Raw genomic sequence first — 15379 nt, forward strand, 5'->3', positions numbered from 1 at the left:
CGCCGGGTAAGCCATCAGATTAGTTCGCTTTTACGCCTGAATTGCCGGTTACCAGCCCGCCCACATCGGCTTTAGAGGCGTCCGCTTTCTGGCGTTCGGTCGGCGCTTGTTGTTTCTTCGGCTGATCCTTCGGCGGGAAGTAAAGCGGCCCTTTCAGACCACAACCTGCAAGGCTGATTACTGCCAGTGTCATGGCAAACAGGCTTATCACTTTCTTCATTCTTTATGCTCTTCATGTCCTTTACCTGGATGCTTATCATCGCAGTTGAAGGTGGAAAAGCAACAGGAAATCCCCGCAAATAGCGTGAACCTGATAAGCGGTCAGGAAGCGCGCGGCCACCTGCTGAGCGCAGGCAGCCGGTCGGCATCAGTGCACCTGATAGCGTGGCTGATAGTCGCTGTTGTCGTTGTCAGGCTGGCTGGTGCAGAGCTGGGTCAGCGTCTGACTGCGGAACGGTATCACCTGAAAACGCTCGCCGGTGTTCACTATCTGGTAGAACTGCGGCAGGTTAAAGTTGATGAAGCTCGACCCGTAGGTAAAGCGATCGTGCGAGGAGGAGTAGAACCGGCTGACGTCGCGCACCAGCTCCTCTTTGCTGCCTTCGCAGTGATGATAAACCTCAACCCGGTTGGACTCATCCAGGATATAGATATTGAAGCCCTGGTCGTCCGTCGTGTTCTCGAAAAAGAACTGAATAATGCCTTCGCTGGCATAGCCGTTGACCACCGGCGGCAGCGGCGTCTGGTTGGTTTCGACTTTGATCGATAGCCCGTGCAGCTTGTTATTGGAGATCGCGCCATAAAACTCTACCGCGTTTTCCAGCTTCTGCACGGAGACGCTCATGCGTTCAAAGAAGAGTCCCCAGGTCTGGCCAGCCATACGCAGCGCCTTGAAGCGGCCAGGCTCCTGACGCGTGCTGGAAAGGCGCAGCTCAATGCACTCGGACACCAGCTGCTGAACGCGCGTGCGAATCAGACCGCGCAGATGCTGGCTGTAGCAGAAGACCTCTACCGTGTCTGGCGGTGCGGCATCCTGGTGCATCTTGCCCAGAATGGTTTTCAGTCCCTCGATCATCGCCTGTTCACCACTGAAGTGCAGGGTTCGCACCTCATTCCAGGAGTTACGGTAGAGCAGGTCAATGCTGCCAATCAGACACTGCTGCTGCTGACCGAAGCTGAAGACATCGAGTTTGCGGAAGTCAAAATGCACCACCTGATTGCGGAAGGCCGCCGTCGGATCGTGCTCAAGGTTCACGATAATCGCCAGGTGCCGAATTTCGCACGGGCTGTAGAGCGCTTTGGGCGTCGGCGCAGGCAGGCGCAGCGGAAAGTGGCTGGAGACGTCGTTAACCAGCTCCTGCAGGCGCGCCAGATCGCAGGTGTCATTGCCTTTGATATGCAGCCGGGTTTTGCGGGTCAGCAGGCCATTAAACCACGCCCATGCCACCAGCTTGTTCAGATAGCGGTTATATTCCAGCGGCTGATGGCTGATGATCGAATCCATATCCGGCGCCTGATTATAGAGATACCAGCCGGAGCGGTTGGCACGGCCAGGCGGCACATGAATAAAGGTCAGGTTCGGCTCAGAGAGATCGGGTGAAATCTGCGGGTTCACCAGCGTCACTTTGCCCGGCAGCGCCTCAAAGGCGGCATACAATTTACGGGTCAGCACGCCGATATCCTGCGGGCTGGCGCTCACGCTTAAATTGTTACGGCGGGCAAAGCGGATCAGGTTGCGATAGCTCTGCATCATCGCATCCAGCAGTTCATTGTGGGCTTCACGCACGCGCTCGATTTTCCACCCGGCGCGGTTATCCAGGATAGCGAGCTTCTCGTCGTTCCAGCCCCACTCTTTCACCAGCTGCGATAAAATTTCGCGACGCCAGCCGCTGCGCTGCGGATGGTCGTCCGTGCTGAGCTTTTCGCACACTTTAAGATAGAAACAGCGCCGCACCAGGTCGAGACGCGGCTGATCGTCGATGCTGGTCAGATAGTGCGTCACGCGCTCCAGCATCATGCAGTAAGGGTCCAGCCCGAAGCAGATGATTTCGCCATCGTGCAGACGCTGTTTAATGTCCATCGCCAGCAGCTGGGTGTTCGGGTATTCCCAGCTGTAGGCTTCCAGCAGCAGGGTCTTCAGCACCGCTTTATAGGGCGAATCGATGCTCTTATAGAGCTGCCACAGGCTGGCACCGAAATACTCTTCCGCCGACAGGGTGCCAAGGCCGCCCAGATCGAGCCACTCGTTAGGCGTCAGCACCCCTTTGGCATAGAGCGACATCACGTAATCGTCGTAGTGATGCTCCTCTTCGCCCGGCACCATATTCCACAGGAGGCGTTTACCCGCCATACGCACCGCGGTGCGGTAAAACTCATCCAGCAGGAGAATGTGTTGCGTTGAGCCGCAATCTTCACCGCCCAGACTGCCGCTTTCGTTGTGACGGAAGCGGTTCTCGTCGATCAGGAAGAAGCTCACTTCCACGCCCATCGAGACGCACCACTTCTGCAGCAGCGTGCATTTGCGCTGCAGATTCAGCCGCTCTTCATTATCCAGCCAGGATTGATGGCAGACCCAGATATCGAGATCCGAGACGCTGTTCTGCCCGACAGAGGAGGTGCTGCCCATGGAGTAGATCGCCGTGATCGGCATTTCGCCTTTCGGCGCATCGGCATGGCGCAGGTCGCTGTCACCGGTGAGATCGGCCAGCAGCTGACGCTGGTTTTCATCAGGCGTGAAAAAGCTGATGCCATGTGGAACGTTACCTTCGAGGTAACCCGGCATCTGCGGATGTTGATAATGTAATAAGGTTGGCAGCAGACTGTAGACGCGCTGAAAAGCGGGTCCCATGGCAGCCAGCGCACGATCAACGCGCAGCTGGTTGATTGCATCCAGTCTCTGTTTCAGTGTCTCAATGTAGAGGTACAAGACGTTTCGCCTGATTGTCCCAGTGTTTAAGCACCCTGTTTCCCCGCTCTGCCGCTTATAAAAGTAAAAAAGTGGGCAGATAATTGCTGGAAACGTGATCAATCTAACACCCGGCAGATTGACCGTAAAGAAAGTTGCGCTACTTAACAGTTTAGCACGTTCTTACCAGCTTCCCGCCTTTTCAGCACTGGTTCCCACGTGATGGCTTGATAAACCGGGCCTGAAACCGCTCACAGGCCGTTTTCAATCCGTTGAAACTGACAGTATTCACCCAGAGATGATAGGATATTCAGTGAACGATAAAAATGGTTAACAGCATGTTAGACAAAATTTTCAGAATTGCTACAAGACAAAGCCCGCTCGCATTATGGCAGGCACATTATGTACAGCAACGCCTGATGAGCGCCCATCCGGGACTGCGCGTTGAACTGGTGCCGATGGTCACCAAGGGTGACATTATTCTTGATACGCCGCTGGCGAAAGTCGGCGGTAAAGGGCTGTTTGTCAAAGAGCTGGAACTGGCGATGCTGGATGGCCGGGCCGATATGGCGGTGCACTCAATGAAAGATGTGCCGGTCGATTTCCCTGAAGGTCTGGGCCTCGTAACCATCTGCGAGCGCGACGATCCGCGCGATGCGTTCGTTTCTCATCATTATGACAGCCTGGACGCGCTGCCTCAGGGTGCTATTGTCGGCACCTCCAGCCTGCGTCGTCAGTGCCAGATTAGCGCTCGTCGCCCGGATCTAGTGATCCGCTCGCTGCGGGGCAACGTGGGCACCCGTCTGAGCAAACTGGATGCGGGTGAATATGACGCGATTATTCTCGCCGTTGCCGGGCTGAAACGTCTGGGGCTGGAAGATCGTATTCGTCAGGCCCTGCCTGCTGAAGTCTCCTTACCCGCCGTGGGCCAGGGCGCAGTCGGTATTGAATGCCGTCTGGATGACACCACCCTGATCGGCCTGCTGCAGGCGCTGAATCACGACGACACGGAAGTCTGTGTCAGAGCGGAACGCGCCATGAATACCCGTCTCGAAGGGGGGTGTCAGGTGCCTATCGGCAGTTTCGCCGTGCTGGAAGGCGATGAACTCTGGCTGCGCGGCATGGTCGGTGCACCGGATGGTCATGTAATGGTCAGCGGCGAGCGTCGTGGTCCGCGGGATCAGGCCCGCGAGATGGGCATTTCCCTGGCCGACGAGCTGCTGGACGGTGGCGCCCGTGAGATTCTGCAGGACGTTTACCAGGGGCAGCCACCGGCATGACCATTCTGGTGACGCGCCCGGAACCCGCCGCGGCAGAGCTGGTGTCACGCCTGCATGCCCTTGGCAGGCAGGCGTGGAGCCTGCCGCTAATCGAGTTCGCACCGGGCGCGGACCTCCCCTTTCTGCCTCAGAAGCTCGCCGCCCTCCGCCCGGGCGACCTGGTTTTCATTCTTTCTCAGCAGGTTATTCACTACGCGCAGCACGCGATCAAAGCATGGCCCGGCGAGCTGGACTATTATGCAATTGGTCGCAGCACTGCGCTGGCGTTTCACACCGCCAGCGGCCGGCAGGTAACATGGCCCCATGCTCATGAAACCAGTGAAGAACTGATTCAGCTGAATACGCTGCAGCAGATTGCCGGTAAACGTGCGCTGATCCTGCGCGGCGACCCCGGACGCGAATTGCTGGCAGAGACATTAACCCGGCGTGGTGCTGAGGTGACGTTTGCTGCCTGTTACCAGCGCTGTCAGAAGCATTACGACGGACCGGTCGAAGGCCGCCGCTGGCGCGATCGCGGCATCTCGGTACTGGTGGTCACCAGCGGTGAAATGTTACAACAGCTCTTTTCGCTGTTCCCCGCAGTCGATCGCGAGGAATGGCTGCTCAACTGCCGACTGATTGTCGTCAGTGAACGTTTGGCTACCCTGGCCGCAGGATTGGGTTGGCAGGATATTCAGGTAGCCGATGGTGCCGATAACGATGCGCTGCTGCGCGCGTTACGATGAACTTAACAATGGGATGTGCCACATATGACGGAACAAAAAGACTCCTCCGCCATGGTTGAAGAAACCACCCCAGCGGTCGACCGCTCTCTCTCCAGCAACGACACGCCTCCGCGCAATGCGAATAAGGGTGGCATGGCGCTGGGGGCAGTGGCGATCGTCATTGCGCTGGCGATGGGTGCAGGTTTATACCTTTACGGGAAACATCAGGCTGATTTACAGGCACAAACCAATCAGAAGCTGAGTGACCAGCTGAGTGCGCTGCAGCAGCAGGCCAGCAGCGACAAACAGCAGCTGACCCAGCAGCTGAGCGGCGCTGAAACCGCACTGCAGACGGCACAGGCCCAGCAGAACGCGTCAGCCAAAGAGCTGGAAACCCTGCGCGAAAAAATGGCCGTGATTTCCGGCAATGACGTGCGCAGCTGGTTGCTGGCTCAGGCCGATTATCTGGTGAAACTGGCTGGCCGCAAGCTCTGGAGCGATCAGGATGTCACGACCGCCGCTGCGCTGCTGAAAAGCGCCGATGCCAGCCTGGCCGACATGAACGATCCCAGCGTAATGAACGTGCGTCGCGCCCTGACCCAGGACATCAGCAATCTCTCCTCCGTCACGCAGGTCGATTATGACGGCGTGATCCTCAAGCTGAATCAGCTGTCGAACAACGTCGATAATCTGCGTCTGGCAGACAACGACAGCGATGATGCGCCGATGGACAGCGATGGCGGCGAACTGTCGGGTTCCGTGCGCGAGTGGCGTCAGAACCTGGTGAAGAGCTGGCACAACTTTATGGATGACTTTATTACCATCCGCCGCCGCGATAATACCGCCCAGCCGCTGCTGGCCCCGAATCAGGATGTCTATCTGCGGGAGAATATCCGCTCGCGTCTGCTGATCGCAGCGCAGGCTGTGCCGCGTCATCAGGATGAGATTTACAAACAATCTATCGATACCGTCTCCGCCTGGGTTCGCGCCTGGTATGACACTAACGATGCGGCAACGAAAGCCTTCCTTGCCCAGCTGGATGAGCTGAGCCAGCAGAACATCAATATGGATCTGCCTGACACGCTGGAAAGCCAGCCGTTGCTGGAACAGCTGATGCAGACCCGTGTGCGGAACCTGTTAGCTCAGCCCTCTGCCGCTGCCACTCAGCAGGGAGGCTAAGCATGCTTAAGGTATTTATCCTCTTTATCCTGCTGATTGCGGGCGTGGTACTGGGACCGATGATTGCCGGTCATCAGGGCTATGTGCTGATTCAGACTGATAACTGGAATATCGAAACCAGCGTCACCGGGCTGGTGATTATCCTTATTCTCAGCCTGCTGGTGATTCTGGCCGTGGAGTGGCTGCTGCGTCGCGTGCTGCGAACCGGCGCACGCACCCGTGGCTGGTTTACCGGACGTAAACGCCGCCGCGCCCAGCGTCATACGCAGACTGCGCTGATGAAGCTGGCGGAAGGTGACCACCGTCAGGCGGAAAAACTGCTCTCTAAAGATGCCGATCACGCGGATGTGCCGGTAGCAAACTACCTGCTGGCTGCGGAAGCCGCGCAGCAGCGCGGTGATGAAGTGCGTGCCAATCAGCATCTTGAACGCGCGGCAGAGCTGTCCGAAAACAATACCATTCCGGTAGAAATTGCCCGCGCACGTATTCAGCTGGCGCGCAATGAAGATCACGCTGCACGTCACAGCATCGATCGTCTGCTGGAAGTGGCACCGCGTCATCCTGAAGTGCTGCGTCTGGCTGAACAGGCCTATGTCCGTACCGGCGCCTGGAGTGCGCTGCTGGATATTCTGCCTGCGATGCAGAAAGCGCAGGTCGGCGACGACCTCCATCGCGACGCGTTGCAGCAGCAGGCCTGGCTGGGCCTGATGAATCAGGCGATGGCCGATCAGGGCAGTGACGGTCTGAAGCGCTGGTGGAATACGCTGAGCCGTAAGACCCGTCAGGATACCACGCTGCAGGTCGCCATGGCGGATCACCTGATTGAGTGCAACGATCATGACACCGCGCAGTCGATCGTGCTGGAAGGCCTCAAGCGTCATTATGACGATCGTCTGGTGCTGCTGATGCCCCGCATTAAAAGCGGCAATCCGGAAGCACTTGAGAAGGCCTTACGTCAGCAGATCAAACAGCATGGCGCAACGCCGCTGCTGCACAGCACGCTGGGACAGTTGCTGATGCGTCATGGAGAGTGGCAGCAGGCAGCGGATGCTCTGCAGCAGGCGCTGGCACAGCGTCCTGACGCATTCGATTATGCGTGGCTGGCGGATGTGTATGATCGTCTGCATCGTCCGGAAGAGGCCGCGAAGATGCGCCGTGAAGGCTTACTGCTGACGCTGAAAAATAATCCTGGCGCCTGACAGGCGCAAAGCTAACTAAGCCGGGCTCGCCCGGCTTTTTTGTGCCCGCAATCTGCCGCTCCTTCTCCTCAGGCAAAAAAAACACCTGCCAGTGGCAGGTGTAAGATCAGGTCGGTAAGACAACCGGGAGGTACCCGACTCAACGTGGTGTCTGGTAATCCTGTAAGGCTTTCGCGATACAGGCAGGCAGACAACAGGTACCTAAAATTGGCTCTGCATCATTCCCAGGTTTATGCAGCATCAGCAGACATAAGAGGTGGAATGAGCATCTACAGCAGGAGTATTGCACAAGCCGTGCCAGATTGAAGGTTATTTTAAAAACTATTTTAAATCATTATGTTATCGAAGATGCTGAGTGCTTCAGCGGAGCAGATGGCGGGTAAGTGTCGGTATCTGGCGACAGCAGAGACTTTCTCTGTCTCTGAACGGAGACAGCGAGCCCGGACTCTTTATGAATCTATAAATAACAATAACTTATTTGTCGGCAATTCACGACGCTAGCGATCCTGCTTCAGCAACCTTCTCTGACAACTGACTCACTCAAAGCGGGTAATCTGGCATCAAACAATACGCTAACGAGCACGCCGGCTCTCACCACAGTGCGGGCTTCAGGGAGTATACGCCTTTCGCAAAGACGCAAAAGACGCCATCCATGGCAGGCTCAGCGCGGGCCATCCCTGGCCCGCTATGCTTTGCTACAGGCGTATGCTCCCTTCGCTTCACGTATGGCAGACGCATCAGATACTTACAAGGAAGCTTTGGACTAATGACAGATCTAAACCCGGATGCATCTAACCACAGCGCATAAGCTCAACGCGCAGGGAACACGGTCAGAAGAGGAAAGCGTCCCGCCGCCCGGATAAAAACGCCGGGAGCGTTTTTGAACAACGCAACGCGTTGGCCCGTTTACGGGCGCACCTCATGGATGAGGTGCGTAATCGCGTGGGCCGAGCGGCCATGGATGGCTTAAGCGACTTTCCGATCTGAACGTGTTACCTTCACAGGCTCGAACTGACAGCAACATGGTTACACCGCACCCACCCGGTCCGGCCCATATCTCCCGCAGACATTCAAATCCACTTTTCTACAGACGAAAAAAAACCTGTCTTTTCAGACAGGTTTCTAAAAATGGTCGGCGAGAGAGGATTCGAACCTCCGACCCACTGGTCCCAAACCAGTTGCGCTACCAAGCTGCGCTACTCGCCGATTTTTTTAACTGTTTTGCCTGGTGCGAAGAGAGGGACTTGAACCCTCACGTCCGTTAAGACACTAACACCTGAAGCTAGCGCGTCTACCAATTCCGCCACCTTCGCGTATCCCAGCAAAATCTGGGGTGGCTAATGGGACTCGAACCCACGACAACTGGAATCACAATCCAGGGCTCTACCAACTGAGCTATAGCCACCACTGTACTTAATGTTACAAGTCAAAGACCTGCAGCATGTAAATCTTTACTGCCAACCGCGGTAAATCAACCACCGAAGCTCATGCGCACAAACGATATGGCGCGCCCGACAGGATTCGAACCTGAGACCTCTGCCTCCGGAGGGCAGCGCTCTATCCAGCTGAGCTACGGGCGCGTAGCGCCGTTGCGGATGTGCATACTAGAGATAAGCGCCCATCGTGTCTAGTGCTTTTTAAATAAAAAGGCGCGTTTGATTACGCTTTGTGCATTTCGTCGACAAATAGTACATTTCCGCGCTCACCGTGCGTAAAAATGCGGCATTTATCAGCGATATCAGAGATCGCCGCGCCAGTGATAGCGCAAATATTTAAGCAGTTTTAACTGCCTGCGCAGGCGGCTCGGCTGCCGAATCAGACGGTAGAGCCACTCCAGCCCCAGCCGCTGCCAGATTTTGGGCGCGCGCTTCACATGGCCGGTGAAGACGTCGTAGGTTCCCCCTACCCCCATATAAAGCGCATCCGGCCACTGTGCTCGGCACGCCAGCATCAGCAGCTCCTGACGCGGCGACCCCAGCGCCACGGTCACCAGCTTTGCGCCGCTGGCGGCAATCCGGGCAAACAGGGCATCCTGATCCGCTGGCGCAAAATAGCCATCCTGCGCCCCGACAATATTCACATTCCACTGACGACGCAGCTTCGCGCAGGTCTCATCCAGCACCTGCTGGCGACCACCCACCAGAAACACCGGCGTCCCTTCCCGCCCGGCACGTTCCATCAGCGCCTCCCATAAATCCGCGCCGGCAATACGCTGCACTGACGCCTGCGGATACTTTTTACGGATCGATCGCACAATGCTGATGCCATCGGCATACGCATACTCCGCCTGCGCCAGCAGCGTGCGTAATCCCTCATCCCGCTCGGCGGTCAAAATCTTCTCCGCATTGATCGCCACCAGAATGCCGCTGCGTACGCTCTGCGGCGGCATCAGAAAGCTCACCGCCGACGACATATTTTCGAAGCCATACAGGTCAACGCCGCGGATGCGGTACTGCGGCGTATCCGTTAACTGTGTCATATCTTCCGTTAATCCCAGAGGTTAATCAGAGCGGGCTGTGTAGCACCCGTCCACTGCGGTCGCGAATTAAACCTGCGCGATCCAGTAACCAGAAAAGTAATTTAGCCAGGCCCAGACAGGCAGCAAAAATGATGCAGAAAAACACTACGCGTGAACCGAAGGCATCCAGCCCTTCGCGTGCCAGCACGATCATGTTAAAGACCGCACCAAAACAGAAGCTTTGCAGGATAGCACCGCTGTAGCGGTTGGCCTCACGGCAGCCACGCTGGTAGATCGCATCGAAGGCTTTAATAATCATCCCCACCGCCACGGCACCGATCGGAATCGCCCAGACGCCGCCCATGACCACCAGCGAGCCGATCAGCGTCGGGGAAATGGCCAGGCCCGAATGGTTATCCAGCACTTCCCAGGTGAAATAGTTCGCGCTGTTCAGCACGGTCAGCGGCCGATCCGGCCACAGCCAGGTGGGAATAAACACGTAGAAATCGCGCCACAGCGGTGCCAGCCCCTGAAACTCTATTCTGGCGTAGTTATCCAGCAGCAGGGCCAGATTCTCCCACGGCGAGAATGTATCCCGCGTCAGATAAAGGAAGGTGTAAAACGCTTCATCGCCCATAACGTCCAGGTTATAGCGGCGCAGCGCCAGCCAGAACATCCCCGCGATAGCCATCACCCCCGCCGTTGCCAGCATCCACAGGGTGATCCAGCCGCGCGTAATACCGATAAACAGGAACAGCGCAAACGCAATAATGATATTGGCGCGAGTCCCGCCCACCAGCGCGTAGGTCAGCAGGCCAAAGGCCACCGTCACCACCAGAAACAGCAGCCAGTTGCGACGCGTAGGACGCAGAAAATAGGGGATCAGCATCGCCGGAATAAAGAAATAGAAGAAGCGCTTCAGCGCCACGCCCGACACTTCGCTGGAAAAGATCTGGTTATAGGCCGTCAGGCGGAACAGCAGAAAACCGTTGTGAATAAAGAACACCGTAACGGTGCCCAGCGCCACCAGCGCCAGAATCACACAGGTCAGGTGGGTTTCAACCCGGTTCATCTGCAGCCAGGGCTTTGCAGGCGGTGCATTAGCTGGTTTCAGCCGCACCTTATAACTGACGTAATAGATGGCATAAAACGCCGTGGCCGAGAGCAGCGCCTCCAGCAGGTTTTCCACCGGCACCACCTCAACGTGAAACCGGAACACCAGCAGGGAGGTCAGCGGAAAGCCGAAGTAGAAGGTCAGTAAAAACAGCAGCGTGAAAAAGAGGTGGAAGTTAAAACGGACACGCTTAAACTCCCGCCAGGTCAGGGTCAGAATGAAACCCAGCGACAGCAGATAGACCACCAGCAGGCCGCCAAACTGCATAAGACTCATGACTTTTCCCCTTCGCTGAGCTGTAACGCTGCCCGCCAGCCTGCCAGATAACCGGGAGCGAAAAAGGCGATCGCCTCTTTATCACAGGTCATGAGCTGGCGACGCGCCTCGGCGATAACAGCAGGCGACAGCGTATCTTCGCTGAACAGGACCGGCAACTGCTGCTCTGCCACATCGCGCCAGAATGGATTTTTGCGGGTCAGCACAAACGGCACGTTCGCCTGAATCAGCAGGCAGAGTGTGCCCACCCCCTGCTGACGTTCAAACATAAAATAGCCGACGTGGCAGCGCGCCAGCAGCGCCAGATAGGCTTCAAACGCCATATTTTCACGTATCAGGTTCACCTGCCCCTGCGGGAACAGCGCATCCGCTGCGGCCTGAATCTGGCTGATATAAGCCTCATTGCCCGGCGGATAACCCAGCGGCACCTCAATACGCACCTGCTCACCAAACTGCGCGTGAATCGCTTTTAAGCCTTCAATATGGCGGTTACTCGGATCGCCCGAGTTGCCCAGCAGCAGCGTGAACGGTTCCGTCGGATCGGCCTGCACGGCGGCGGCAGGCATTCGGGTCGGGAAATAGAGCAGTGAACCCGGCACCCGGCGATGCCGCTGCTGAAAGTGGTGCAGGTCTCCACGGGTGGCAAAAACCTGTGCCACCCGTCCCTGAGCTAACCGGCGAATGTGATAAAACAGGCGGAACTTCAGGCTGCGTGAGTCTTCATAAAGATCGGCTCCCCAGACATGCCAGAACAGCTGTGAACGGCGCAGCTTTCCGCTAAGCAGTGCCAGCCAGATCCACGGGTTAAACTGGCCGTGACAGAAGAAACGCTGCTGACGGTTTTTTGCCCGCTGCACTACCGCCTGCGCCAGCGCTTTCTTGCTGGCAAAGCACTCGATCTGTAACGCACTGAACGTTGCCAGACTCTCGGGCAGCCTGGTGACCACCATAAAATGGCGTGGCGAAGCCGCAGGCTGCTCAACGCTGAGAACGTCGTTAAAAAAGCGCAGCACCGTGAGGTTGTGATGGGGAATATCCGATCCCAGAACGTGAATTAAACTCATTTTTTCCGACAGTAAACAATAAAAGCGCCACAACACAGGGCAAAGTAAGCCATGTAGGTCAGCATATAGGCCTGTGCGGCCCCCGTTGCGCCATGTAACGGGATCAGCCAGCGTGAGAACAGGGTCAGTAACAGAAACTGGCTGATCTCAGTCAGAACATAAAAGCGCAGCGAGGCTTTGGCGATAACCAGATATCCGAAAACATAGGCGCCAACTTTAAAAACATCGCCGCACAGTTGCCAGACAAAGAGATCGCGCATCCCGCGAAAGGCTTCGGAGAAAAGCAGGCTGATGGCGAAATCGCGCAGCACCCAGACAGCCAGGCTGGCGACGGCCACGGCAGGCAGCACAAAGCGCAGTGCCCGGCCAATCTCCCGCGCGATGTCGCGCTTGTTATCGAGCCGTGCCAGGGTCGGCAACAGCCAGACGCTGAAAGTGGCGGTAATAAACTGCAGATAGGCATCGGAAATGCTGGTCACGCCCTGCCACAAGCCGACCTGCGCCCAGCCCTGCTGCTCTGCCAGCAGGTTACGCATCAGCACCCAGGCCACCGGCAGGGTTACCGCCGTGATCAGCGCCATCAGGGTATATTTTGCCAGATTGCGCGCCAGCTCAGGATGCCATTGCGGACGCAGCCAGCTCAGCGGCAGCGGCGCGCGGCGTTTCAGCATCACCAGTGCCGGCAGCAGCAGCAGGGCCGGCACCAGCGCCAGGCCGGTCAGTGCACCCTGATAGCCACCCAGCCACCAGCAGACCAGATAGCCAATAACCCCAATCAGGCTGCCAGCGATCAGCGCCAGCGCATTGCCGCGCGCGTCGCGATACCCCTTCAGCAGCGCCAGCGTAAAGTTGGCCCAGGCGATGCCGAGCTGAAGGAAAGCGACCACGCGGATAACGCCCTGATAGCGGTCGTGACCAAACAGCGCCGTGCTGATCGGGGCCGCCGCCAGCAGAAACAGCAGCGCCAGCGCGCCGGAAAAGCCCAGCACCATGGCCGACGCCGTACCCACCAGCGCCCGCAACTGGCCGGGTTGCTGCTGATACTGCGCCACATAAGTGGTGACACCGTTGAAGATGCCCGCCCCGGCCAGTACACCCAGCACGGTAATCAGCTGACGAAAGTTCCCCGCCTGCCCCACACCTTCAGGACCGAAGCTGACCGCCAGCAGTTTTACCACCAGCAGACCAGACACAATTTTTACCAGCGTGGACGACGCGGTCCACACTGAGGCTCTGGCTAATGACATCAGGAAAAGAAGCTCAGCAGTGAGCTGATAACCGTGCTCTGATTATTATCTGACAGGTTATAAAACAGCGGCAGGCGCAGCAGGCGTTCGCTTTCCGCTGTGGTAAAGCGATCCTCCCCGACAAACTGCGAGAAACGCTCACCGGCAGGCGAACTGTGCAGCGGAATATAGTGGAACACCGTCAGTATCTCGGCTTCCTTCATCCAGTTAATCAGCGCCTGACGATCATCCTGATCGCGCAGCTTGATGTAGAACATATGGGCATTATGTTCGCAGCTGGCAGGGATCACGGGCAGGTCAATGCGTCCCTGTGCCGCCAGTGGCTGAAGCGCCTCATAATAACGCTGCCAGATACGTAAACGTTGCTGGTTAATGCGTTCAGCCGCTTCCAGCTGTGCCCAGAGGTAGGCCGCCTGCAGATCGGCCATCAGGAAGCTCGACCCCATATCGCGCCAGGTGTATTTATCGACCTGACCGCGGAAGAACTGGCTGCGGTTCGTGCCCTTTTCCCGCACGATTTCGGCGCGCTCGACCAGACTGGCGTCGTTAATCAGGGTTGCCCCCCCTTCGCCACCCGCCGTGTAGTTCTTGGTTTCATGAAAGCTGAAGCAGCCGATATGACCGATGGTACCCAGCGCACGGCCTTTGTAGCGTGACATCACACCCTGCGCCGCATCTTCGATGACAAACAGCTTATGTTTTGCCGCCAGCGCCATGATGGTGTCCATTTCACAGGCGACGCCTGCGTAGTGCACCGGGACAATGGCACGGGTTTTTTCTGTGATGGCCGCTTCAATCAGGGTCTCATCAATATTCATCGTGTCCGGGCGGACATCGACAAAGACAATACGCGCGCCGCGCAGCACAAAGGCATTGGCGGTAGAGACAAAGGTGTAGCTCGGCATGATCACTTCATCGCCAGGCTGCAGATCGATAAGCAGCGCCGCCATCTCCAGCGAAGCGGTGCAGGAGGGGGTCAGCAGCACTTTTTTACTGCCGAAACGCTGCTCCATCCACTGCTGGCAGCGGCGGGTAAAGCCGCCGTCGCCGCACAGCTTGCCGCTGCTCATCGCCGACTGCATATACTCAATTTCTGTGCCCACCACGGGCGGCGCATTAAATGGAATCATGACCTTTCCTGTAAAACCAGTAGGCGGTGCTGTCGAGCCGGGCACCGCTGCGTAAATAGAGGCGCATCGCCGTAAGATTGCTGAGCTGAGTCGCCACCCGAAGCTGCGCGAGCTGCCTGACCCGCGCCCAGTCCGCCGCCGCCAGCATCAGTCGCTGACCCAGCCCCTGTCCCTGTGCGTCGGGCAGGACGCCGAGCAGGCCGATGCGGGCATCGCCCTCCACCGCACGCAGCGAAACAAAGCCCTGCACTCCACCCGCGGCATCGCAGGCGACCAGGCACTGATCGTCAAACGCCCCGCGCACCGCATTTTCAATCCACTGCGCATAAAAGCGACCGCTGACGTCCGGCGCATACCAGGGCGCACGAAAGCGGCTCTGACTGAAGAGCTGCGACGCGGCGTCACGCAGAGAGGGGATCTGTGCCTCACGCGCAATGCGAATGCCCGCCTGCCGTTCCGTCTGGACAATCGCCAGCGTCAGATCGGCCTCACCCTCCACCAGCTGGAACTGATGCTGCTGCAGCGTATCGATCAGCGCCGTTTCACCCGCAGCGACTTTCATCTGCATCAGTGCACAGGGATGGCGCAGCGCCTGCTCCAGTGGGGTGTCGCCTTGCAGCTCCAGCCGCACCGTCTCAACACCGAAGAATCCGCTCTCCCAGCTGAGGGGGTTAATATTGACGTGGACGGGCATGTAATAAATCCAGCAGGTATTGGCCGTAGCCGGTTTTCGTCAACGCGTCACCCGCGGCGCGCAGCTGCTCGTCACTCAGCCAGCCGTTACGCCAGGCAACCGCACATGTCAGTTATTTAAACGCTAAAA

The 15379-nt window shown here is 57.5% G+C and carries 12 protein-coding genes, 4 tRNA genes and 1 pseudogene; 4 read left to right on the top strand and 13 right to left on the bottom strand.

Features of this window, described 5'->3' with window-relative positions:
* Nucleotides 1-19: 19 nt before the first annotated feature.
* Nucleotides 20-220 (bottom strand): LPS translocon maturation chaperone LptM, encoded by a 201-nt coding sequence (lptM, locus tag FJW00_RS09925; protein WP_009088446.1) that lies wholly within the window; start codon nucleotides 218-220, stop codon nucleotides 20-22.
* 147 nt (nucleotides 221-367) lie between these two features.
* Nucleotides 368-2926: a class I adenylate cyclase gene (locus FJW00_RS09930; protein WP_009088443.1), complete on the bottom strand. Its 2559-nt coding sequence runs from the start codon at nucleotides 2924-2926 to the stop codon at nucleotides 368-370.
* 317 nt (nucleotides 2927-3243) lie between these two features.
* Here FJW00_RS09930 and hemC point away from each other — a divergent pair, with 317 nt between their 5' ends.
* Genes hemC through hemY form a run of 4 tightly spaced genes read left to right on the top strand, consistent with a single transcriptional unit; the run spans nucleotide 3244 to nucleotide 7267 of the window.
* Nucleotides 3244-4185, top strand: a complete 942-nt coding sequence (gene hemC, locus FJW00_RS09935) for a hydroxymethylbilane synthase (RefSeq protein WP_111208493.1) — start codon at nucleotides 3244-3246, stop codon at nucleotides 4183-4185.
* Nucleotides 4182-4910: a uroporphyrinogen-III synthase gene (hemD, locus tag FJW00_RS09940; RefSeq protein WP_140923916.1), complete on the top strand. Its 729-nt coding sequence runs from the start codon at nucleotides 4182-4184 to the stop codon at nucleotides 4908-4910. Before hemC ends, hemD begins: the two co-directional genes overlap by 4 nt.
* Before the next feature lie 24 nt (nucleotides 4911-4934).
* The gene (gene hemX / locus FJW00_RS09945) at nucleotides 4935-6068 is read left to right on the top strand and encodes a uroporphyrinogen-III C-methyltransferase (protein WP_009088438.1); all 1134 of its coding nucleotides are present in this window, start codon (nucleotides 4935-4937) and stop codon (nucleotides 6066-6068) included.
* Nucleotides 6069-6070: 2 nt separating this feature from the next.
* Nucleotides 6071-7267, top strand: a complete 1197-nt coding sequence (gene hemY, locus FJW00_RS09950) for a protoheme IX biogenesis protein HemY (RefSeq protein ID WP_009088436.1) — start codon at nucleotides 6071-6073, stop codon at nucleotides 7265-7267.
* 1129 nt (nucleotides 7268-8396) lie between these two features.
* On the opposite strand, the gene FJW00_RS09960 is transcribed toward hemY, so the two are convergent.
* The 11 genes and pseudogenes from FJW00_RS09960 to FJW00_RS10015 all read right to left on the bottom strand — a co-directional run.
* A tRNA-Pro gene (locus tag FJW00_RS09960) sits at nucleotides 8397-8473 on the bottom strand.
* 20 nt (nucleotides 8474-8493) lie between these two features.
* Nucleotides 8494-8580: transfer RNA gene (locus tag FJW00_RS09965), tRNA-Leu, on the bottom strand.
* 16 nt (nucleotides 8581-8596) lie between these two features.
* Nucleotides 8597-8672: transfer RNA gene (locus FJW00_RS09970), tRNA-His, on the bottom strand.
* Between the two features lie 98 nt (nucleotides 8673-8770).
* Nucleotides 8771-8847 (bottom strand) — tRNA-Arg (locus FJW00_RS09975).
* A 158-nt stretch (nucleotides 8848-9005) separates the two neighbouring features.
* On the bottom strand, nucleotides 9006-9746 hold the full coding sequence (gene wecG, locus FJW00_RS09985; RefSeq protein ID WP_140923918.1) for a lipopolysaccharide N-acetylmannosaminouronosyltransferase: 741 nt from the start codon (nucleotides 9744-9746) through the stop codon (nucleotides 9006-9008).
* A gap of 25 nt (nucleotides 9747-9771) precedes the next feature.
* The gene (gene wzyE, locus FJW00_RS09990; RefSeq protein ID WP_058958101.1) at nucleotides 9772-11115 is read right to left on the bottom strand and encodes an ECA oligosaccharide polymerase; all 1344 of its coding nucleotides are present in this window, start codon (nucleotides 11113-11115) and stop codon (nucleotides 9772-9774) included.
* On the bottom strand, nucleotides 11112-12179 hold the full coding sequence (gene wecF / locus FJW00_RS09995) for a TDP-N-acetylfucosamine:lipid II N-acetylfucosaminyltransferase (RefSeq protein ID WP_140923921.1): 1068 nt from the start codon (nucleotides 12177-12179) through the stop codon (nucleotides 11112-11114). The genes wzyE and wecF overlap by 4 nt, the downstream gene beginning before the upstream one ends.
* Nucleotides 12176-13426: a lipid III flippase WzxE gene (gene wzxE, locus FJW00_RS10000; RefSeq protein WP_140923923.1), complete on the bottom strand. Its 1251-nt coding sequence runs from the start codon at nucleotides 13424-13426 to the stop codon at nucleotides 12176-12178. The genes wecF and wzxE overlap by 4 nt, the downstream gene beginning before the upstream one ends.
* A complete protein-coding gene (gene rffA, locus FJW00_RS10005) occupies nucleotides 13426-14556 on the bottom strand; it encodes a dTDP-4-amino-4,6-dideoxygalactose transaminase (protein ID WP_009088429.1) in 1131 nt (376 codons plus the stop codon). Before rffA ends, wzxE begins: the two co-directional genes overlap by 1 nt.
* Nucleotides 14543-15250: a dTDP-4-amino-4,6-dideoxy-D-galactose acyltransferase gene (rffC, locus tag FJW00_RS10010; protein ID WP_140923925.1), complete on the bottom strand. Its 708-nt coding sequence runs from the start codon at nucleotides 15248-15250 to the stop codon at nucleotides 14543-14545. Before rffC ends, rffA begins: the two co-directional genes overlap by 14 nt.
* Nucleotides 15228-15350: pseudogene (locus FJW00_RS10015) on the bottom strand (glucose-1-phosphate thymidylyltransferase 2 RmlA2); the annotation flags it as partial. The pseudogene FJW00_RS10015 and the gene rffC, both read right to left, overlap by 23 nt.
* Nucleotides 15351-15379 lie beyond the last annotated feature (29 nt).

This window comes from Pantoea anthophila (genome assembly GCF_006494375.1).
In the GTDB taxonomy this organism is placed as follows: domain Bacteria; phylum Pseudomonadota; class Gammaproteobacteria; order Enterobacterales; family Enterobacteriaceae; genus Pantoea; species Pantoea anthophila.

What these genes read in the sequence shown, in the direction of transcription:
- lptM (WP_009088446.1), bottom strand. Translation starts at nt 220, where the DNA reads ATGAAGAAAGTGATAAGCCTGTTTGCCATGACACTGGCAGTAATCAGC.
- hemC (WP_111208493.1), top strand. Translation starts at nt 3,244, where the DNA reads ATGTTAGACAAAATTTTCAGAATTGCTACAAGACAAAGCCCGCTCGCA.
- hemD (WP_140923916.1), top strand. Translation starts at nt 4,182, where the DNA reads ATGACCATTCTGGTGACGCGCCCGGAACCCGCCGCGGCAGAGCTGGTG.
- hemX (WP_009088438.1), top strand. Translation starts at nt 4,935, where the DNA reads ATGACGGAACAAAAAGACTCCTCCGCCATGGTTGAAGAAACCACCCCA.
- hemY (WP_009088436.1), top strand. Translation starts at nt 6,071, where the DNA reads ATGCTTAAGGTATTTATCCTCTTTATCCTGCTGATTGCGGGCGTGGTA.
- wecG (WP_140923918.1), bottom strand. Translation starts at nt 9,746, where the DNA reads ATGACACAGTTAACGGATACGCCGCAGTACCGCATCCGCGGCGTTGAC.
- wzyE (WP_058958101.1), bottom strand. Translation starts at nt 11,115, where the DNA reads ATGAGTCTTATGCAGTTTGGCGGCCTGCTGGTGGTCTATCTGCTGTCG.
- wecF (WP_140923921.1), bottom strand. Translation starts at nt 12,179, where the DNA reads ATGAGTTTAATTCACGTTCTGGGATCGGATATTCCCCATCACAACCTC.
- wzxE (WP_140923923.1), bottom strand. Translation starts at nt 13,426, where the DNA reads ATGTCATTAGCCAGAGCCTCAGTGTGGACCGCGTCGTCCACGCTGGTA.
- rffA (WP_009088429.1), bottom strand. Translation starts at nt 14,556, where the DNA reads ATGATTCCATTTAATGCGCCGCCCGTGGTGGGCACAGAAATTGAGTAT.
- rffC (WP_140923925.1), bottom strand. Translation starts at nt 15,250, where the DNA reads ATGCCCGTCCACGTCAATATTAACCCCCTCAGCTGGGAGAGCGGATTC.